General features: G+C 47.0%; 16 protein-coding genes. 10 read left to right on the forward strand and 6 right to left on the reverse strand.

Going from position 1 to position 20,030, the window contains the following annotated elements; genetic code table 11:
- Positions 1–19 precede the first annotated feature (19 nt).
- Positions 20–898 carry a LamG domain-containing protein gene (locus IAQ59_RS19190; RefSeq protein WP_209332474.1) on the forward strand — a complete coding sequence of 293 codons (879 nt, stop codon included), beginning with the start codon at positions 20–22 and terminating at the stop codon, positions 896–898.
- Here IAQ59_RS19190 and IAQ59_RS19195 read toward each other — a convergent pair.
- On the reverse strand, positions 895–2,091 hold the full coding sequence (locus tag IAQ59_RS19195; RefSeq protein WP_209332475.1) for a DUF6807 domain-containing protein: 1,197 nt from the start codon (positions 2,089–2,091) through the stop codon (positions 895–897). The two genes, IAQ59_RS19190 and IAQ59_RS19195, sit on opposite strands and share 4 nt — an antisense overlap.
- Positions 2,092–2,257: 166 nt before the next feature.
- Here IAQ59_RS19195 and IAQ59_RS19200 point away from each other — a divergent pair, with 166 nt between their 5' ends.
- Together IAQ59_RS19200 and IAQ59_RS19205 are read left to right on the forward strand one after the other, a co-directional pair.
- Positions 2,258–5,098 (forward strand): M16 family metallopeptidase, encoded by a 2,841-nt coding sequence (locus IAQ59_RS19200; protein ID WP_209332476.1) that lies wholly within the window; start codon positions 2,258–2,260, stop codon positions 5,096–5,098.
- Positions 5,088–6,269 (forward strand): sialidase family protein, encoded by a 1,182-nt coding sequence (locus IAQ59_RS19205; protein ID WP_245189714.1) that lies wholly within the window; start codon positions 5,088–5,090, stop codon positions 6,267–6,269. Before IAQ59_RS19200 ends, IAQ59_RS19205 begins: the two co-directional genes overlap by 11 nt.
- A 79-nt stretch (positions 6,270–6,348) precedes the next feature.
- Here IAQ59_RS19205 and IAQ59_RS19210 read toward each other — a convergent pair whose 3' ends face one another.
- The gene (locus IAQ59_RS19210) at positions 6,349–7,068 is read right to left on the reverse strand and encodes an SDR family oxidoreductase (RefSeq protein WP_209332513.1); all 720 of its coding nucleotides are present in this window, start codon (positions 7,066–7,068) and stop codon (positions 6,349–6,351) included.
- Between the two features lie 83 nt (positions 7,069–7,151).
- Positions 7,152–7,430, reverse strand: a complete 279-nt coding sequence (locus IAQ59_RS19215; protein ID WP_209332477.1) for a YtxH domain-containing protein — start codon at positions 7,428–7,430, stop codon at positions 7,152–7,154.
- 427 nt (positions 7,431–7,857) lie between these two features.
- Between IAQ59_RS19215 and IAQ59_RS19220 the strand changes: the two genes are divergently transcribed.
- The 7 genes from IAQ59_RS19220 (at position 7,858) to IAQ59_RS19250 (ending at position 18,207) form a co-directional block, all read left to right on the forward strand.
- Entirely contained in the window at positions 7,858–11,481 is a 3,624-nt protein-coding gene (locus tag IAQ59_RS19220) for a two-component regulator propeller domain-containing protein (RefSeq protein ID WP_209332478.1), read from the forward strand.
- Between the two features lie 86 nt (positions 11,482–11,567).
- A complete protein-coding gene (locus tag IAQ59_RS19225) occupies positions 11,568–12,461 on the forward strand; it encodes a helix-turn-helix domain-containing protein (RefSeq protein WP_209332479.1) in 894 nt (297 codons plus the stop codon).
- A 153-nt stretch (positions 12,462–12,614) separates the two neighbouring features.
- The gene (locus IAQ59_RS19230) at positions 12,615–13,997 is read left to right on the forward strand and encodes a glycoside hydrolase family 88 protein (RefSeq protein WP_209332480.1); all 1,383 of its coding nucleotides are present in this window, start codon (positions 12,615–12,617) and stop codon (positions 13,995–13,997) included.
- Positions 13,994–14,824, forward strand: a complete 831-nt coding sequence (locus tag IAQ59_RS19235) for a sugar phosphate isomerase/epimerase family protein (protein WP_209332481.1) — start codon at positions 13,994–13,996, stop codon at positions 14,822–14,824. Before IAQ59_RS19230 ends, IAQ59_RS19235 begins: the two co-directional genes overlap by 4 nt.
- A 46-nt stretch (positions 14,825–14,870) precedes the next feature.
- Entirely contained in the window at positions 14,871–16,013 is a 1,143-nt protein-coding gene (locus IAQ59_RS19240; RefSeq protein ID WP_209332482.1) for a Gfo/Idh/MocA family protein, read from the forward strand.
- A gap of 1 nt (position 16,014) precedes the next feature.
- A complete protein-coding gene (locus IAQ59_RS19245; protein ID WP_209332483.1) occupies positions 16,015–16,785 on the forward strand; it encodes a 3-ketoacyl-ACP reductase in 771 nt (256 codons plus the stop codon).
- A 168-nt stretch (positions 16,786–16,953) separates the two neighbouring features.
- On the forward strand, positions 16,954–18,207 hold the full coding sequence (locus tag IAQ59_RS19250; protein WP_209332484.1) for an MFS transporter: 1,254 nt from the start codon (positions 16,954–16,956) through the stop codon (positions 18,205–18,207).
- 58 nt (positions 18,208–18,265) lie between these two features.
- On the opposite strand, the gene IAQ59_RS19255 is transcribed toward IAQ59_RS19250, so the two are convergent.
- From IAQ59_RS19255 to msrB, 3 genes are all read right to left on the reverse strand, one after another.
- The gene (locus tag IAQ59_RS19255; protein ID WP_209332485.1) at positions 18,266–18,796 is read right to left on the reverse strand and encodes a 5' nucleotidase, NT5C type; all 531 of its coding nucleotides are present in this window, start codon (positions 18,794–18,796) and stop codon (positions 18,266–18,268) included.
- 1 nt (position 18,797) lies between these two features.
- On the reverse strand, positions 18,798–19,394 hold the full coding sequence (locus IAQ59_RS19260; RefSeq protein WP_209332486.1) for a hypothetical protein: 597 nt from the start codon (positions 19,392–19,394) through the stop codon (positions 18,798–18,800).
- 200 nt (positions 19,395–19,594) lie between these two features.
- Positions 19,595–20,014: a peptide-methionine (R)-S-oxide reductase MsrB gene (gene msrB / locus IAQ59_RS19265; RefSeq protein WP_209332487.1), complete on the reverse strand. Its 420-nt coding sequence runs from the start codon at positions 20,012–20,014 to the stop codon at positions 19,595–19,597.
- Positions 20,015–20,030: the final 16 nt, after the last annotated feature.

Here is a 20,030-nt window from a genome sequence, read left to right on the forward strand (position 1 = left end):
TAACTAAAAGGAGCCGTATATGAAAAGGACCAAATCGATTGCACGTATAGCTTTTTTGGTAGTGTTTAGTCTGTTCCTTGGCTGTGCGTCACCTTCCAACCGGCTGCGAAATCATCTCCTTCAAACGGAGGGCCTGATCGCTTTGTGGGATTTTTCCGAAGCGGCAGGTAATCCACGAATTGCCCAAGGGGTGGCGCCCTTTTCCCTGAGAGAAATGGGAAGGCCGATAGAACGGGTAAAGGAAGGGCCTATTTCCGGCTATGCTGCCTACCTGCACGATTCTGCGTTTTTCAGCCTGCCACATGCCGAAACGGGTCGGTTGAATATTCATGGGAAAGGGCAGGGGGTTACCGTAATGGCCTGGGTCAATTGGGAGGGAAATACCGGCTTTGTCGGTGGCATGTGGAACGAATACACGGATGGAGGTCGGCGCCAATACGGTTTATTTGTGCATTTGCCGCATTACAACGGTGCCGATCAAGTCTGTGGACATATTTCCTACACGGGTAAACCCACGCCTCCTTTTCCGTACAGTTCTGACTACTCGGCCAGTAAGCAGACGTTGGAAAAGGGTGCTTGGCATTTCATTGTGTTTACCTATGACGGCACGTATATACGTTCGTATTTGGATGGTGTATTCGAAGCGCGTGAACCTGAATTGATACGCAATACCTCCGGATTTGAAGGATTGCCGGAGGGAATTGTTCAGTCCAAAAATCCCTATCACTTTCCGGATGGCATGGGGGACAATGGATCTGACTTTACCGTAGGCGCTGTGGTATTGAGCCGCGGAATGGGAAATTTTTTCAAAGGAAAGATTGGCGGCCTTGCCGTTTTCGACCGCTCATTGACCAAACATGAGATACTGGAAATCAATAAGTTAACAGTTTTTAACTAAGGAGTTACTTTAATGTTGACTGGGTGGGTTAAATCCGCTTGGATACTTTGTAAGATTTTATCATCGGGAGCACCTTGATGAACGTAAAACCTGAATTTACCTTTGAATCGTTGTCCTGGGGCAATGTGAAATGCTCCCTCAAACATCGGGGAGTAAACCCAATAGGGCATCGTCGGATGCACTCTGACTATTTGAGGGTATCTGAAATTATCCGGATAGCCAAATACGGTTACGCCGACCGTTTTACCCACTACATCTCCATAGGCACTTACCCATTTCGCTTTGGTGTGATTGGCTGTTTCCTTGCTGTGTCCTTCACTGGTAAGAACCTTCCATTCGTTGGTATAATGTAGGGAGTCCACGGTATTCCATTCCTTGCTTCCTCGGAATCCCATGCCTCCATAGTGATATTCTACAATATGCAGGGTGTCTTGACTTGTGTTCACTTGTTCTGAATATAAGTCAAAAACGAAAAATCCTTCCGTTGGATAACTCACGAGCTGCCAGGTTTCTTCCAAGACCTCGCCGTGCACGAGGCTTATGTGGCTTTGTTTTACGGTAAAGGAACCTTTTAATGCTCCTTCATTCACAGCGACTAGTTCCTTGTGTTCCACCGTGCCGGTACCTTGATGTTGATTCCAGAAGTCAACTTTTTCGCCTTTATATAGGGTGTTTACCCAAGCATTGAAGATGGCGTGTTGATGGACATGGCCTGCAGGGAAACCGTCCGTAATGACTTGTCCATCGGGACTGAAAAGCGGATGGATCATGCCATTTCGTTTGTAATAATCCGGCAAACCTTCCGGTGGGTAGGCCATAGCAATTTGATAAAAGAATACCGGCTTTTCTCCATTTTTTACCTCTATGCCCTCATTGGTTGTATGGATGGAAATGACCTGTTTTGCTTCAACCTTCCCTGGCCTTAGGTTAAATTGGTGGTTTCCAATGGGCAAGTGAGGGATCACAGCAGAAAGAAGACCTTCGCTATCCACCTCAGCTGGGAAGATTTCTCCACTTTTCGGATCTTCCAAATGTACCGCAGCTCCGGGCTCGGCTACTTCTCCTAGATGAACGGAAATTGGGACTTGGTAGCGATCGGACTGGGCAACCTCGATATGCAGCTGGCCAATTGGCTTTTGCCCGCAGGAAAACCCAAAGAGCACGATGATTAGATACGTCAGGTAATTTCGCATTTGAAAGTTGTTTTGCAGCGAGAATTTGTTTGGCTATGGACTATCGATCCGAAAGATAAAGCGATTTGGCAAAAATAGCGCTTAATCGTGGCCAGTATTGTTTGAAAATGGTTTACTTTACCCGTACAAAACGTTTGAACTTAGTAGCTAATTACACTAAATACCTATGCAAAATCATCCCCTTGTAGCAAGAAGACTGCGTGTCCTAGTTGTTTTCTCCTTTCTTGTTTTATGGGCTAGTGCCGCATTTGCTCAGTTTTCCCCCCAGGATACTGTTCCAGTAGATCAGCGGGTTATGCGGGGTAGATTGGAAAATGGCTTAAGCTATTTCATTCAGCAAAATGCCAAACCAGAAGCAAAATTGGAGCTTAGGTTGGTGGTGAATGCCGGATCGGTGCTGGAAGATGAACGCCAAAAGGGCTTGGCCCATTTTGTAGAGCATATGGCATTTAACGGATCGGAGCATTTTGAGAAAAATGAGCTGATCAGTTATCTACAATCCATAGGGGTGTCGTTTGGGGCAGACCTAAATGCCTATACCAGTTTTGATGAAACCGTCTATATTCTCCCGATTCCCACGGACGACCGGGAAAAATTGCTCAATGGATTTTCCGTATTACGGGATTGGGCAGGCGGACTGCTGCTTACTGAGGCGGATATTGACGCCGAACGCAGCATCATCGTAGAGGAGTGGCGTACCGGTCAGGGGGTGGATCAACGGCTAAGGGACCAGTACCTTCCTGTTTTGCTACAGGGAAGTATGTATGCCGATCGGTTGCCGATAGGCGATATGGATATTATCAGGAATGCTCCCTACGAGGACTTGAGGAGGTTTTACCGCGATTGGTACCGGCCTGACAACATGGCGGTCGTAGCAGTAGGAGATGTGGAGCCCGATGAGGTGCTAGGGTTGATCAGGGAATATTTTGGAGATTTGGAAAATCGGTCAGATGCGCCCGAACGTGTGGCATTTGAAGTACCGGAGCACGAGGAGACCTTGATTACGATTCTGACCGATGAGGAAGCCCCAGGCATTCAACTGCAACTTTTCTACAAGCACAACCCCAGCTCGTCCCTGACGGTTCAGGACTATAAAGATCGCATGGTCCGATTGATGTTGGGCGGCATGTTGACCCAGCGACTCGATGAAATCCGTCAGCGACCGCAAGCCCCCTTTGTCTATGCAGGAGCGAGGTACGGGTCCTTCGTACGGGATTTGGATTTTTTTACCACGACAGGTGCGGTTACCAGCGGGAATACCTTGCGGGGGGTGGAGTCCTTTTTAATGGAAAATGAACGGGTGTTGCGGCATGGCTTTACCGAATCGGAATTGGAACGTGTAAAGCGTTCCCTGAGCAACAGTTCTGAAAGGGCCTTTCAAGAAATGGATAAGATGGAATCCAGAAGCATTGTAGGTCGATACGTGTCGAATTACCTGACGGGAGCCTTTGCAGAAGGAGAGGAAAATAGGTATCGACTGTATAGCGAACTATTGCCGGCTATTACGGTAGACGACGTGAATCAAATGGCCAAGCGCCTGCTGCGTGATCAAAACCGGGTATTAATTGTGACTGCTTCTGATAGCGATAAGGAGGACTTGCCCTCGGAAGAGGCGTTGAGGAGTTTATTTGAGCAGGTCAAACACATGGACTTGGAACCCTATCAAGAAGAAGAGGTGCCGGAGGTACTTCTTTCGATGATGCCACAGCCGGGTAGCATATTGAATACGGAAGACTATGATCAGGTAGAAGTGACCGCCATCACGCTACAAAATGGGATGCGTGTATTTTTCAAGCCAACGGATTATAAGAACGACGAAATTATTTTTACCGGAATGGGGAAAGGAGGGGCGTCCCTTTATCCGGATGAAGACCACTATGCGGCCAGCTATGCCAGCGTAATGGTCAATGTGATGGGGATCGGGGATCTCAGCCCCACGGCCTTGCGAAAGGTATTGGCAGGAAAGAACGTGTCCGTCACGCCAAATATTTCCACCTATGGGGAAACTATTTCCGGTAGCACCTCTCCTAGAGATTTGGAACTGGCGCTTCAGTTGATGCATTTATATTTCACTTCCCCGCGGATGGATCGAGAGTTGTTTGACGTTTACCTGGAAAATCAACGTAATCAATTGGAGACTGCCCAAGCCAATCCCGATTTTCAGTTTAATAAGCGTCTCAATGAAATTGTCAATCAGGGGAATATCCGAGGGATGGGCCTATTTGATCCGGACCAACTGGATCGGATTGATCTAAACCGAGGCATAGAAATATACCGGGAGCGGTTTGCCAACGCAGGCAATTTTGAGTTTCTCTTTACGGGAAATCTTGATTTGGATCAGGTGATTCCTTTGGTATCGCGCTATCTGGGGAGCCTTCCTGGCGATCCGTTGGTCAAGGATACCCCCCGTGATTTGGGGATTCGTATTCCTAGGGGATTGAGTGAGCGCATAGAGGTAGGCAGAGACGATAAGAGTCAGGTGATCCTGTATTTCAGCGGTCCAACAGACTACGACCTGGAGAAGTCGCAGCAGGTTTCTTACCTGGGAGAGATTTTGACGATTCGCTTAATCGAGTCTCTGCGAGAAGAGACTGGCGGTGTGTATGGAGTAGGAGCAAGGGGCGGGTTAGCTCGGATTCCGGAGGAGTCATTTAGTTTTTCAGTTTCCTTCCCTTGCAGCCCTGACAACGTGGAGATGCTCACAGACCTGGTTTGGGAGGAGATACGAAAGATTCAGCAAAATGGTCCCGAGGAGCAGGATCTATTGAAGGTACGCGAATCCAAGCGGATTAATCTAGAAGAAAATATGAAGCGAAACGGCTTTTGGCATGGCCAATTGCAGGCAGCTATTTCGGCTGATATGCCGTTGGAAACCATTTTGGGTGCCAGAGACCGTATATTGGGGGTTACCGCCGATGAAGTGAAGGCGGTGGCTAACGCTTTTTTGAAAAGAGAGAATCTCTTGGAAATTACTAGATTTCCACTTTCTTCCATTAATGAACAATAGCAAGATGACGTTTGTGAAAACACTTATTTGGCTCCTTGTCGTTTTTCTGATCAACGGCATTATACCAGTGATTGGCCTTGGATCCAATAAACCGGCCGTTGTGGAACAGGATCTGTTTGTAAATGGCACCCATGGGTATCACACGTTTCGGATTCCTTCGCTGATAGTAACCAAGAGAGGATCTGTCATTGCATTTGCAGAGGGAAGAAAGAATGGGCAGTCCGATACTGGTGACATTGACCTGGTGATGCGGCGATCTACCGATGGCGGAGAAACCTGGGGGCCATTATCCGTGATTTGGGACGATGGAAATAACGTATGTGGAAACCCCACGGCTGTGGTGGATGAGGAAACCGGGCTTATTTGGCTGCTGCTCACTTGGAACCGTGGAGATGACCATGAGCGGGATATTATTCGGATGCAATCGAGAGACAGCCGCAGGGTGTTTGTTACGCAAAGTGCAGACGATGGCCTCACCTGGACAACTCCGGCAGATATAACTGCTGCCACCAAGCTCCCCTCCTGGGGTTGGTATGCCACCGGTCCGGGGATGGGATTACAGCTACAGCATGGTCCCCATAGGGGTAGGCTGGTTATTCCAGCAAATCACAGCTACCGTGATGGGGACGGAAAGATGGCTGGAGGAGGCTTCGAGTACGGGGCCCATGCTATTTTTAGCGACGATCATGGCAAAACCTGGCAACTGGGTGGATTGATTCAGCCCAAGATGAATGAAAGTCAATTGGTCGAATTAAGTGATGGCAAAGGAACTTTGCTCATCAATATGCGATCTTACTACGGTAGCAACCGAAGGGCCCAGGCACTTAGCGATGATGGGGGACTATCGTGGACAGATGCGGTGGAAGCCGTTGATTTGATCGAGCCTGTGTGCCAAGCGGCGATCATAGCGTATCCTGCGAAGGCTGATGGATCTGGACAGGCCTTGCTTTTTTCCAACCCAGCCAGTACGAACAGGGAACAGATGGAAATCAAGATCAGTAAGGACGATGGGAGATCCTGGAAGACTTGGGTTCGTTTGTATGATGGGCCGGCGGCCTATTCCGCATTGGCGGTTTTGCCTACGGGAGAAGTGCTTTGTCTGTATGAAAAAGGAGCTAGTAATCCCTATGAACGGATCAGTTTGGCTAAACTGTCTGGTCCTCCCATTTGATGGCTTTCATAGGTCAAAAATGCCCTAGACCACCGATGGACTAGGGCATTCGGGATTAGAAAGAATACGCTTTACCAGCCTATTTGGCAGGGGTCTGACTTGGTCGTACTTCGATTTTGCTGGGAAGTGTACGTGGATCTAGCTTGAATAGGCCTACCACCATTTCGCCGATGTCTTCAATTTGGATTTTCCAGGCATCCTTTTCGCTCACCTCGTGGTTGTTGAACCCGGTCGCCACAGAGCCAGGCATGATGGTGCTTACCCGCACGCCGTCTTGGCGAAGGTCCAGCATGATGGCTTGTGAAAACCCCGTCAGGCCAAACTTACTGGCGTTGTAGGCAGATCCGCCGGCAAAAAAGTTGGTACCAGCGAGGCTTGAAATGGTCAAGAAAAAGCCTTTGGTAGCTTTCAGTGCATCCACACTGGCCTTTATCCCATAAAATACGCCCGTGAGGTTGGTGTCGATGGTTTCATGCCATTGATCTTCGGTCAGTTCCTGTATGGGGGCAAAGTGTCCGATGCCGGCGTTGGCTACGAAGAAATCGAGTTTACCCCATTCCTTCAGCACGTTTGCCACCGCAGCCTTTTGGGCATTGCCGTCTCTAACGTCAATTTCCAGCGGCATTATTTGACCTTGTACACCTGTCGCCTCGAGTTGCCTTGCGGCTTCTTGGGCCCGTTTGAGGGACCGACTGCTGATCGCCACGTTTACACCTTCCTTGGCCAAGGCAAGGGCAATACCGTATCCAATTCCTGTATTTCCGCCCGTGATAAGGGCTGTTTTGTTTGTAAGTGACATCATATAATTTTTGTTGGTTTAAATACACAAAAAATGGTCAACGGATTTAATCCGTTGACCATAAATGGGAACGCAACGTGCGATTACTTCACTTTATCTTTCGCCTGCGCTAGCAGCTCATTGCTTTTTGATTTTGTCTCTTCCGCCACTTTAGAGATTTCCTTATTGAATTTTTCAAATTTATCAGAAAAGCCCTTTAACAGACCGTCCAATTGCTTGTTAAAATCGCTTAGGTAGGCTTCCCCTTTCTTTGATAGTTTTTTACGAGTGTCTACCCCTTTTTCAGGTGCAATTAAAAGTCCGATCTGAATGCCAACGGCTACGCCTGCGAGTGCTCCGAACAATATTTTCGCTGATTTCATAAGATCTTTTGTTTATTAGGTTTACAATAACGATTAAAAACTGACTGGACAATCGTTCAGTCGGCGTAATTCAGTACAAGTACCATACCAAGTTGCCCATTATGTCAGAATAACAACCATCCTCGGTAAAAAATTCAGGTTTTGTAGGAAATTGGAAGGGCAAATAGGGTTGAATCCCCATTTTTTTGAAGGAGGTTTTTTGGAAAAAGTTTTCGTCCTTGTAAATAATGTGCTATCTTTTTTCCATCGTTCCCCAGAGCCACTAAGCAGCACCCGAGCTACTAAAAGGTAACACTAAGGTAATACAAGCGATACCGCCAACGTGTATCTTTGTCTGAGATCGTATTTCCTATACAAACCAACCATGAAATCTTTGTTTTTAACGTCTCTTTACTGTGTCATGACCCTGATCGTTATGGGCCAAAACATGAAGTTTAAGACGTACACGGTCGAGCACGGCTTATCCAACAATTCAATCAATGCCCTCGCAAACGATCCCTCTGGTGCGCTTTGGATAGCCACTTGGGATGGTTTGAATTTTTTTGACGGCCGGGAATTTAAGATTTTTAAGCATGATCCCCAAAATGCGAACTCGCTAGCAGGAAATTACATTTACAACCTGCTGGTTGATGACTCCGGCACACTTTGGGTGCAATCGTCCCTTACCAGTATCAGCAAGCAAACGAGCTTTGGAACCTTTGAGAATTTTTATTTTGAAGGGGAAGTTGATGATTTCGGCCCCGGCAAAAGCCAACAGCCCATCATACGTGTCGGAAATCAACATTATTGCTACAGGGATGGGCGGTTTCTTCCCTGCGCAGCATCCGAGCGTGGAGGTTCCGCTGTCCCTTCGTATGAAAAGGTGATTTTAAAGCACTTTCCGGATCTACATATCAAGGATCACTTCCGGGATAAGCAAGGAAATATTTGGTTTGCGACGACTACCACAGGTTTGTTTATTCTGCCCTACTACGAAGAGGATAGCGGACCGGAAAGCTTCCACAATTATACGGTGGATGCATCGGATCCCTATGGTCTTCGCAGCAACGAGGTATACGGGCTGCACGAAGATGTGTTTGGCAATGTTTGGTTGGCCTTGAAGGACGGCGGCCTCAGTAAGGCCCACAAAAATTCCCACAGTATCAACTCCATTTCGCCCCATTCCAAGCGATACAGCGAGTTGCCACAAGAGACCATTCGAGCGATCCATCAAGATCACAAGGGCAATTTGCTGTTGGGTTTTTACAATTCGGGCGTATTCCTATTTGACAAGGTGCAGCGTAAGTTTGTGGAATTGGAGTTGACAGTAGGTAAAGGGAATTCGGATTGGAAGCGGATTCGAAGCATCAGGAAGGATAATCATGGTTCGGTTTGGATAGGAACCTATGCAGGACTGGCTCGCTTGCGGGAAGACGGCACCATGCAATATTTCCCGGGTGGAGATACGCCACATCTTACCACCGGAAGGAATTACGATATTTTTGAGGATAGGGATGAGGACTGTCTTTGGGTTGCCTGCTGGGGGGGGTTGTCTAAATTTAGCCACGAGTTGCAACGTTTTGTGCCTTTTGAAGGGCAGGAAAAGCTCGGTGACTACCACATTCGCAAGATTGTCAAGAGCCATGGGTCTCTCTGGCTGGCCACGGAAAATCACGGTGTCATTCGATTTCAGGCCGGGGATTTAGAGTTTCTATCCTATGAACACGGTCTTTTGGATAACAGTGTGTATTCCTTGTTGCCGGAGAGGCATAGTGGGGATTTATGGATCGGTACCTTGGGGGGCATCAGTGTATATAGACCCGGTGCTGGATTTGTTCGTCAGATCACCGAAAAGGATGGGCTATTCAGTCAATTGGTATATGGGTTGCTGGCAGGGGAAGACCATGTCTGGGTCAGTACCACCAAAGGTATTGCCGCGATAGACCGGACAACCTTTCAGGTGACCGGTTTGCCGCCTGAGGAAGGCTGGCAGTCCGGTGAATTTTCCGAAGGAGCCTATTACAAAAACGAACGGGGCACCTTATTTTTTGCAGGAGTGAAGGGACTAGATTACTTTGACCCCAGGGCCTTGGACTTGAATTTTGACCTGCCGAAGATTCAACTACGGGCCTTTCACAGCGAGTCGTTCAATCAGGTTCGTTATCCAAATCAGATTCAGGCAACGGTGCTGCCGGTTCAATTTTCCGCCAATCCCTACAATCAGGTGGTTTACAGGTTGGATCCTTTAGAAAAGGACTGGAAGATCTTGGATCCAAGTCTGAAGATCCGCTACGAAAACCTGCCGCCTGGCGACTATACGCTGCTGGCAAAGAATCAATCCGATCCATCGGATTCAGAGGTCGCTGCGCTTCACATGGTTATTCCGATGCCTTTTTGGAAAGCACCCTCCTTTTTGATCTTTAGTGTTGGATCTTTCTTTGTGTTTTTCATCTACTGGCGGCATCGGCTAAATATCCGGCATCGTCAAAAACTACAGCATCTCATAGATGAACGCACCAAGACCATTGAAGACCAAAAGGAAAAGTTGCTGGAAATAAATGCCTCTTTGGACAAGAAAAACCGGGAAATAAGCGCACAAAAGGCACAACTGCTGGAGCTACATAATCAGCAGAAAAATCCAGATTTTGAGATAGAAAAATTCAAAAGGTTTGTATTAAGTCAGTTCGGTCCGCCGTTGGCAAAGATCAAAAATGCGATTGAGCTGGAGGAGCTTGGACAGGATAACGTTCAGCAGGAAATTTCCGGACAGGTAAACACTTTGATTCGGGAACTTCGGGACTGGGAAAAACTGTCGGTACTGGATCATTTGGAGGAGTCCAAGCCTTCGATGACGGTCCTTTCAAGTCTCTTTGAGAGCTTTATTCACGAGCTCAGGGCCCAGCTAAAGACCAGGCAAATCGTCCTTTCCTATGATTTTCAGTTAGGGGAGGAGTGGGTCCGGCTGGATGTTTTGCGTATGAAAATCTTCTTTCACTGCATTTTCAGGGAGTTGCTGAAGTTCATGGAGATACAGTCTCAGATTACCATTGAAGCGTGGGTAAGCGATCAGTCTGTGTGCATCCGAACCAAGTCTGATAGCCATATTCTGACCGCAAATTTTCAACCGATGATGGATGGAAGCCCTTATATTCGAAGTGCGCAGCGTATCTTGGCAGACTTGTGCGGAAAAATGGATTTCGAGAGCGAGGACGGAGTGAGCTTGACTATCTGCATACCCTTTGTCCTGGCAGAGCATCCCCATGGCAGCCTGAATTGGGAATTGCTGGATATGGAAGACCGCATGGACTCGGATCGGTCTAACGTGGTCGTCTTGGGGAGTAGATTTGAAACGGATGGTGTGGTGAAATTGCTGAGTCACCCACAAGTTAACCTGATTGAAGAGGAAAACCCTGTCAAGTTAATTCCTCTTATGCAGCAGGCGGCGGTGGATGCACTGGTGATTTACAATGCCAAGATCGGTCAGCCACTTCTTGATTTGATGCAATCGATCGGTGAAAATCCGGAAAACAAGGTAGCACTTCCGGTAGTTTATCTTTTTGAGTTGATGGAATACGGTCTTCAGGAAAAGCTGATAGACATCGGTGTGCACACCTTTATCGAGTTGCCGTGCAGCACGGAATTCATCAATAAGAAGCTGTTCGGACTTATCAGTAATAGAAGACTGTACTTAGCGGAAAAGCGGCAGCACGCGTTTCTCCCGATGTCGGATGAGCAACTCCCTCACGATCATTTTTCCCCGAACGAACGGTTGATACGGCAAGCCATGCGTATAATTAAAGAACAGTATGCCGACCCTAATTTTAGGGTGGACGTGCTGAGTACCAAATTGGGTATTTCAAAAATGAAGTGTTACCGTCTATTCAAGGAAGTGCTAGATACCACTCCCTCTGATTTGATCATCCGGATGAGGCTGCAAAAGGCCGAACGATTACTCCATAAAAAGCAAATGAATGTATCGGAAGTCGGTTTTGAATGTGGGTTTAATGATCCCAAGTATTTCAGTAAGTTGTTCAAAAAGCACTATGGAGCTTCACCGAGGTCTTTCGTTTAGGGGGCGTAGACGACTGTTCTGAAGTTTTTTTGCTTGTTAGATCCAGCATTAATTGCCGCTTGATTGCGGTTTAACCGGAAAAAACAATGGAGCCCATAAAAATCTATGAAATGCCTGAAACACCTGAAAATCAGGAGTTTCAATTGTATGAGGTACAAGGGAAGACCATCTCAAATACGCATTATCCCCATGAGACGGACCGTCCCCATCGGCATCGGTATTACGAAGTATGTGTCTTTGTGAACGGTGCGGGAAGGCATGAAATCGATTTTAATACGCACCGTATTCAATCAAATAGCATTCATTTTTTATCGCCAGGTCAAGTTCATTTGATCTCCCGCGAAGAAGACTACCATGGCTATCTGATGGTGTTTTCCAAGGAGTTCTATTCTCTCGATACCTTTCATGAAGATCTGCTATTTCAGTTGCCCTTTTTCAACAACCCCCACAGCGTACCCATTCTCAACTTGACTCCCGGTAGGTTTGGAGAGATGTTGGAATTGATAGCGTTGATGAAAAGGGAACTGCTGAACACAGGGGTGTATGGAAATGAGATTTTGAGAAGCTATCTGCAGGTCTTTCTGCTGAAGTGTAAGCAGCATTACATTGATTTTTTTGCGGAAAAGCAAAAAATGCTGGATCCCCATTATACCTTGGTTCAGCAATTCAACACCTTATTGGAGCAGCAATTTCGAAAAAATCACCTAGTCCAGCACTATGCGGATCTGTTGGGTGTGTCGCCGGCGTTGTTAAATAAGCACGTGAAACGAATCACCGGTTCCACTGCTGGAGACCTGATTATTGAGCGCCTTATCTTGCAAGCCAAGCGTTACCTAATCTACACAGATTTGACGAATAAGGAAGTGGCTTATCAGCTCAATTACGAGGATCCCTCTTATTTTAGTCGGATTTTTAAAAAGAAAACGGGCTTTAGTCCATCAGACTTCAGAAAGGGCGAGAACGAAAAGTACCAGAATTAGGCGATAAAATGCCTTTATTTTGGACGAAATCAGCGGTATCTTTATCGAAAGTTCGAAAAGTGCTTGATTTACTTCTTGCTGATTTCGAATGATAATTTGGTATTTTGATCTATTGAAACTGATTTATAATATAAAACATACTTCCAATTTAAAATGATAAAAATAGATTTTGATCTTAAACCCAAAGACCTCAAAGGCGCACTGGACAGGTTTTGGCAGCTATCCGGTGAAAAGATAGAGGCCATTGAACGCGAATATCCACAGGATAAAGGCTCGCCGGTATTTACGGTTAATGGCAAGTACACCACACGCGGTTGGACGGAGTGGACGCAGGGTTTCCAATTTGGATCCTCTATCCTGCAATTCGACGCCACGGGTGAAGATCGTTTTCTGGAATCCGGAAAGGAAAAGACCTTAAAGCTGATGGCGCCCCATATTAGCCATACAGGTGTACACGACCACGGATTTAACAATGCGAGTACTTATGGAAATTTACTTCGTCTGATGATCGAAGGAAAGATCCCGCACAACGAGTGGGAGAAGAACTTTTACGAGTTGGCCTTAAAAATATCCGGTGCCGTACAGGCAAGCCGTTGGACCACCATCAAAAACGGGGGGTATATTTATTCCTTTAACGGTCCGCACTCGCTTTTTGTGGATACCATACGAACTGTGCGTATACTGATGCTAAGCCACAGCCTGGGGCATGTGCTTCAGCAGGAAAACGATGTACGGGTCAACCTTTTGGTGCGGGGATTGCAGCATGCCAAAGCCACGGCCGATTATTCCGTTTTTTACGGAGAGGGTAGAGACAGCTACGACCTCTGGGGTAGAACCGCACACGAAAGCGTTTTCAATACCAACGACGGCAACTTCCGTTGTCCAAATGCGCAGCAGGGATACACGGGCTTTTCAACTTGGACCCGAGGTTTGGCTTGGGCCATGTGCGGATTTGCCGAAGAATTGGAATACATCGATACCCTTTCCGACGCAGATCTAGCGGCTTATGGTTCGCGTAAAGAAATAGAAGCGTTTATGTTGAAGGCCGCACAGGCCACCTGTGATTTCTACATCGAACATTCTCCGGTGGACGGTATTCCTTACTGGGATACCGGAGCGCCAAACCTTCACAAATTGGGGGATTACCTGTCACGCGAAGCCGACCCCTACAATGAATTTGAGCCGGTGGACAGTTCAGCGGCGGCAATTGGTGCGCAGGGACTGCTTAGACTGGGGCATTACCTTACCAAAAGAGGAGAGAATGAAAAGGGCGCTAAGTATTGGCAAGCCGGACTGACCGTCCTAAAGACCTTATTGCAGGAGCCCTATCTTTCTACCAATACAGCCCATCAGGGTATTTTGCTTCATTCCATTTATCATCAACCGAATGGCTGGGACAATGTACCTGCCGGACGGAAGATAGCTTGTGAGGAGTCCAGTATGTGGGGAGATTACCACGCACGTGAGTTGGCGCTATATGTGACCCGTATCATTGGTGAGGAAAATTACTACACCTTTTTCAACTGCCTGTCATGAGTACAAAGCCTATAGAAGATCTAAGCAAGCTCTGTATCCACACCATTACAACCAAATCTTGGAGTTTGGAAGAGGCTGCGGATCGGTACGAAGCGGCCGGTGTAAAAGGCATATCCGTATGGCGGCAATACCTAGAGGGACGCAACATTGCACAGGCAGGTGATCGTCTCAGAGGACATGGGTTGGAGATCGTCTCGTTGGTAAGGGGAGGATTCTTCCCCTCTACTTCTTCTGCGCAACGAAAGAAAGCCATTGAAGACAACCTAAAGGCCGTAGATGAGGCAGCGGCACTGGGTGCGGAGATGATCGTTTTGGTATGTGGCGCAGATCTAGGACAGTCTTTGGAGGTTTCTAGATCCCAAATCCAAGAGGGAATCGAGCAGGTGCTTCCGTATGCGATGCAAAACAACGTGAAGTTGGCTATTGAGCCCCTGCACCCCATGTATGCCGATACCCGATCTGCTGTGAATACCTTGGAGCAGGCCAATGATATGGCGGAGGCAATAGGTTCCGATTATGTCGGAATTGCCGCCGATGTATACCACCTGTGGTGGGATCCGCATTTGGAAGCTGAAATCAAGCGCTGTGGGGCAAATGGCAACCTGCTGGCATTTCATATTTGCGATTGGGTGAGCCCAACGGTGGATATGCTAAATGACCGTGGGTTGATGGGCGAGGGATGTATTCCGATCCAAAAAATAAGAGGCTGGGTCGAGGCGGCCGGTTTTCAGGGATTTAACGAAGTGGAAATCTTTTCGGACCGGCATTGGGCCAGCGATCAGGATGCCTTTCTTCAAAAAATAGTGGATAGTTATCGAAACTGCTAGTAGGTTTTAAGTAAGAAAATAGATAGAACTCAAAATTTTATAGAAAATGGAACATAAAATAGGCATCATCATGAATGGTGTGACCGGTAGAATGGGCACCAATCAGCATTTGATGAGAAGTATCGTAGCCATCATTCAACAGGGTGGGGTGAAATTGCCCAATGGAGATACCATCATGCCGGATCCCGTATTGGTAGGTAGAAACCAGTCGAAATTGGATGAATTGAGTAAAATGTCGGGAGTAGCGAAGACGACTACAGACTTAGACTCGGTCATGAATGATCCTTATTACACGGTTTATTTCGATGCACAGACCACTGGCCGGAGAGCGGATGCCGTGAAGCAGGCGGTAAAGGCTGGAAAGCATGTGTACTGCGAAAAGCCCGTTTCGGTAGATACCAAAACGGCGTTGGAACTTTATGAACTTTGTGAACAGGCGGGTGTAAAGCATGGCGTGGTGCAGGACAAATTGTGGTTGCCAGGTCTACGCAAGTTAAAGCGGCTGATTGAAAATGGTTTCTTTGGCGAGATCTTGTCTGTTAGGGGAGAGTTTGGGTATTGGGTATTTGAAGGGCATACTGTTCCCGCACAACGGCCCTCTTGGAATTACCGTAAGGAAGACGATGGTGGTATTATCGTAGATATGTTATGCCATTGGCGTTATGTGCTGGACAATATATTCGGAAAGGTTAAGGCAGTTTCTTGCTTAGGGGCAACCCATATCAAGGAGCGTATCGATGAGGCAGGAAAGCCCTATACCTGTACCGCAGATGACGCAGCTTATGCGACCTTTGAATTGGAAGGGGATGTGGTGGCACATTTCAACTCCTCTTGGACGGTGCGGGTTCGAAGGGACGATCTACTTACCCTTCAGGTAGACGGCACAAAGGGTTCTGCGGTAGCAGGCTTGCGGGAATGCTATATTCAGCATTACGGAAACACCCCCAAGCCTGTTTGGAATCCTGATATCGTGCAGCCGATTGACTTTTACGGTGGATGGTCTAAAGTACCTGAGCAAGAGCCTTTTGACAATGCCTTTAAAGTGCAGTGGGAGCTGTTCCTAAAGCACGTAGTGTTGGACGAGCCGTTTCCGTGGAATATGAAAGAAGGGGCAAAAGGCATCCAACTGGCAGAGAAAGGTATTGAAAGCTGGGAGAAGCGATGTTGGGTAGACATACCGGAGTTATAGTATGAAAAGAGTAGCATTGGTAACTGGCGGATCCCGGGGCATTGGCCTCGGGATAGCCAAATGTCTGGCAAAGGAAGGTTTTGACCTAGCCATCAATGGGATGCGTGCGGAGCGGGACACCGCCGATTCGCTTGATGAATTGCGAAGATTGGGCGCAGAGGTATTGTACTGTCAAGGTGATGTGAGTGATCAAGCACAGCGAAATGCGATTATCGAAAAAATAAGATCGCATTTTGGGCGTTTGCATGTGTTGGTCAACAACGCCGGAGTTGCACCCAAGGAACGAAAGGATATACTGGAAGCAACCGAAGAGAGTTTTGAGTACGTTTTGAAAACCAATTTGAATTCAGCTTACTTTCTTTCGCAGCTAGCAGCCAACTGGATGATCGCGCAGCAAGCTGAAGACTCCGATTTCAGGGGATGCCTGATCAATGTGTCTTCTATTTCTGCAACGATCGCATCGGTAAACCGCGGAGAGTATTGCATTGCAAAGGCGGGCATGAGCATGGCTACTCAACTGTTTGCTGTGCGTTTGGGAGAGTTTAACATTCCTGTGTACGAGGTGAGGCCAGGAATCATAGCTACTGACATGACCTCCGGGGTAAAGGAAAAATACGATAAGCTGCTTGCCGGTGGACTGTGTGTACAAGCCCGTTGGGGCATGCCTGAGGATGTGGGATTGGCGGTGGCTTCGTTGGCCGTGGGCAATTTTCCTTATTCCACCGGACAGGTAGTGATGGTTGACGGGGGACTTAGTATACCTCGCTTGTAATGCTCCCAAAAACCTACCGGCTCCATTAGGTAGGTTTTTTTCTTAAAAATCCAGTTCCCTACCAAGAAAGGTGAGCCATTTAAAATAAATGAAGTGACTAACCAAGGATAATTAGTTGAAAAACCATATTATTACTTTTTCTAAAATTATCCCACTCAACCCAAAAGAATGAATTCAAACGCACAAGCCTCAGAAATTGAACATGCGGCACCGCAAAGTTCGAAAACCTATATCATCGTTACTGCCTTCTTAGCCCTTTTTGCCATCGTTGGTTTCGGCTATTATGGGCTTCCATTCTTTTTTGATTTTATCATGGAAGAGAGGGGCTGGTCCCGAGCTACCGTTACTTCGGGAAATGCCGTTGGAAAGCTGATTGTTGCCCCACTTTTTGGGTTTCTTGCAGGCTGGATGATTGACAAATACGGCCCGCGCAGACTGATGATGACGGGTGCGTTTATGCTAGCTACGGCGTTTGTAGGGCTCGCATTTTCCAGCTCGCTGGAAATGTTTTACATCTTCTACATCTTCAATGCGCTGGGGTACGTATTTGGTGGTCCGCTTCCCTGTCAGGTTTTGATTTCCCGGTGGTTCGATAAGAATCGAGGGAAGGCGATGGGAATTGCTTACTTGGGCATTGGCGCAGGAGGAGCGGTAGTACCGCTGATTGCCGCTAAATTGGAGAGCGTCTTTGATTGGCACGTGGCTTTGGCTTCCTTGGGTATCTTGGCATTTTTGATCATTTTTCCCATTTCTTATTTTATCAAAGATTCACCCTCCAAACGTGTAGAACAAAAGGCGCAAGTAAAAGGTGTACCTATTAGGGAAATCCTGCGAAACAGAAACTTTTACCTATTGGCATTCGGTAGTATGTGCTCTATCGGCGTGGTAGGCGGCATTGGTCAGCACATCAAGTTATATCTTAGCGATCTCAACTACTCCCAAGCAGAGGCAGCCAATGTGATGTCTTTTGTCCTGCTCTCCAGTCTGATGGGTCGGGTATTGATGGGGTGGTTAGCAGATATCATTAATCGAAAATACGTGATGTTGATGATCTATCTGATCGTAGCTTTGGCCATACCCTTATTGCTTATGCCAGAGTTTACTGGACGAATTTATATTTTCGCAGTAATATTCGGTATTGGATTGGGAGGAGATTACATGATTATCCCGTTGATGGCAGGCGATCTTTTTGGGTTAAAGGCACTTGGCAGGACCATGGGGATCATTTTAGTGGCAGATGGAGTGGCCGAGTCTGTATTTCCCGTGGTTTTGGGCTGGCTATATAACGAGGAAACGCAAAGTTATGCCCTCGGATTTTCCATTCTGATTGCCGTTGCATTGTTGGGCGCAGTATTTATCTCTTTCTTACCTAAGTCCAATCAAAACAAAGGAATGGAGGGAATCGTAGAAAGTGGCGATTAAGTGCAATCACTTGATTGCTCGTAGGAAAGAAAAGCCTGGGGAATACCTCAGGCTTTTTTTAGGTCAATAAAAATTGGGCAAGATCCTCCCATCCATTTACCCGGAAGTGCTTTCCTGGATCGGCTAGCTTATTGTGTGGTTGCGTATAGAGAAACGATCGCTTTCCCTGGAACACATCCAGGTTTTTAAAGTGGTCGTCTATCATAATATCCGTGTGAATGGGATACTTGGAGCCGCATAGGATGATCTGTTTCCACGTGATGAAAGGAAAATGCATGCCCAACCACTCATATTTTTCTATCAGGCTATTCGGATATTCCATGGCCGCTGAGACGATATACACTTCATAATTTTGATTCAGCTCTTTGAGAACCGATACGGCTGCTGGCATGACTGAAGCGGTTCGGAAAAATCCTGCCGTGCGAACATGTTTTTCAATCAACGGAAAAGCTACATGTTCAGGAACTCCGACCATGGACTCTTCAGGGATGCTTTCACCTGTTTCTTCGAGGTGCATTTTTTGAAACTGCGCATACACATCTGCCAAGACCCCGTCCATGTCTACGGCAATAGAAGCTTGTCTGGCCAATTTATCGTTTGTTAAGTGCGTCTACTAATTGCCTGTTCAGTTTTCGTTCCCGTTCCAAGGTGTTTTTGCGGTATTGCTCGTATTCTTCCTGTATTTCATCAAGGCGCTTTTTGGTTTCTGCCGTCACTATGTGACTTCGCTTAAACCGGAAATAAGAAACAACCAAGATTATGGTCAGGAGCATAACGCCACCCCACATGAGGTTGTTATAGAGGTTTTTGTGAATGTACATACCAAAAAAGGAAAAGCTATCTCGCTGCTCCAATGCTTCCGATAGCTGTTCGTTGGTGACCGCCATTTCTTGATTAAGGCGGTCTATTGAAGCTTTTTGATCGTTTATTTGCGATCTTAACTCGGCCAATTGCCGGTCATAGTTTGCGAGGGTATCGTTGATATTGGACTCTAAACGCTCCAAGTGAGACCGCTTTACGACCTTGTACTCTTGGTAGTTTGTTGAAATGTCCCTGATGTACTGAAATTGGTTGCTGATGGTTCCCTTGTCAAGCCCCTCCTCCTGTGCCAATAGGCCTTCGCTTGGAATGGCAAAGACCAACGTAAAGACAATCATAAAGAATAGTGCTCGATGAGTTCTGTTCATAGCTTAGAAAGTGAAATTTTGAAAATACTCGTGTATTTCCGCAAAAATAGCCAATCAAATTTGAATTATGCCATTTCAAAGCAAGTTTCACGCCCCGATAACTGTTTTTATCGGGAAAAACCCGTGACTGCTGAACCAAGTCGATCCCGCAAAATGCTTCTCAGATTACTCCGTTATACCTTATAATGTGCTTGCTGAAATCACCCGTCGGACCGAAACTTCATGGAAATGGAATTGATGCAGTAGCGGATTCCACCCTTGTCTTGAGGTCCATCCGGAAAGCGGTGCCCAAGATGCCCCCCACAGGATGCACAAAGAATTTCCTCCCGTATCATTCCATGCGAGTAGTCCATTTTCACATCGATTGCCTCGGGGGAAACCGCCTTGGTGAAGCTGGGCCATCCACAGCCGCTGTCATACTTATCGTGACTATGGAAGATGTCGTTTCCACAACCGGCGCATTCGTAGATTCCGGTTTCCTTATTGAGGTAATAGGCACCTGTGTAAGGCCGCTCCGTTCCTTTTTGCCGCAGTACGTGAAAGGTGTCCGGGTCCAATTTTTCCCGCCATTCCTCTTCTGAAAGTTGGTGGGGATAGGTATTTTGCTGCTGATGATCCATGGGTGAATGATAGGTA

The organism is Lunatimonas salinarum, from assembly GCF_017811155.1.
GTDB lineage: Bacteria > Bacteroidota > Bacteroidia > Cytophagales > Cyclobacteriaceae > Lunatimonas > Lunatimonas salinarum.

Coding starts and splice junctions, on each gene's coding strand:
- IAQ59_RS19240 (WP_209332482.1), top strand. CDS start 14,871: ATGGAACATAAAATAGGCATCATCATGAATGGTGTGACCGGTAGAATG.
- IAQ59_RS19245 (WP_209332483.1), top strand. CDS start 16,015: ATGAAAAGAGTAGCATTGGTAACTGGCGGATCCCGGGGCATTGGCCTC.
- IAQ59_RS19205 (WP_245189714.1), top strand. CDS start 5,088: ATGAACAATAGCAAGATGACGTTTGTGAAAACACTTATTTGGCTCCTT.
- IAQ59_RS19210 (WP_209332513.1), bottom strand. CDS start 7,068: ATGTCACTTACAAACAAAACAGCCCTTATCACGGGCGGAAATACAGGA.
- IAQ59_RS19195 (WP_209332475.1), bottom strand. CDS start 2,091: ATGCGAAATTACCTGACGTATCTAATCATCGTGCTCTTTGGGTTTTCC.
- msrB (WP_209332487.1), bottom strand. CDS start 20,014: ATGGATCATCAGCAGCAAAATACCTATCCCCACCAACTTTCAGAAGAG.
- IAQ59_RS19230 (WP_209332480.1), top strand. CDS start 12,615: ATGATAAAAATAGATTTTGATCTTAAACCCAAAGACCTCAAAGGCGCA.
- IAQ59_RS19190 (WP_209332474.1), top strand. CDS start 20: ATGAAAAGGACCAAATCGATTGCACGTATAGCTTTTTTGGTAGTGTTT.
- IAQ59_RS19215 (WP_209332477.1), bottom strand. CDS start 7,430: ATGAAATCAGCGAAAATATTGTTCGGAGCACTCGCAGGCGTAGCCGTT.
- IAQ59_RS19200 (WP_209332476.1), top strand. CDS start 2,258: ATGCAAAATCATCCCCTTGTAGCAAGAAGACTGCGTGTCCTAGTTGTT.
- IAQ59_RS19260 (WP_209332486.1), bottom strand. CDS start 19,394: ATGAACAGAACTCATCGAGCACTATTCTTTATGATTGTCTTTACGTTG.
- IAQ59_RS19235 (WP_209332481.1), top strand. CDS start 13,994: ATGAGTACAAAGCCTATAGAAGATCTAAGCAAGCTCTGTATCCACACC.
- IAQ59_RS19225 (WP_209332479.1), top strand. CDS start 11,568: ATGGAGCCCATAAAAATCTATGAAATGCCTGAAACACCTGAAAATCAG.
- IAQ59_RS19250 (WP_209332484.1), top strand. CDS start 16,954: ATGAATTCAAACGCACAAGCCTCAGAAATTGAACATGCGGCACCGCAA.
- IAQ59_RS19220 (WP_209332478.1), top strand. CDS start 7,858: ATGAAGTTTAAGACGTACACGGTCGAGCACGGCTTATCCAACAATTCA.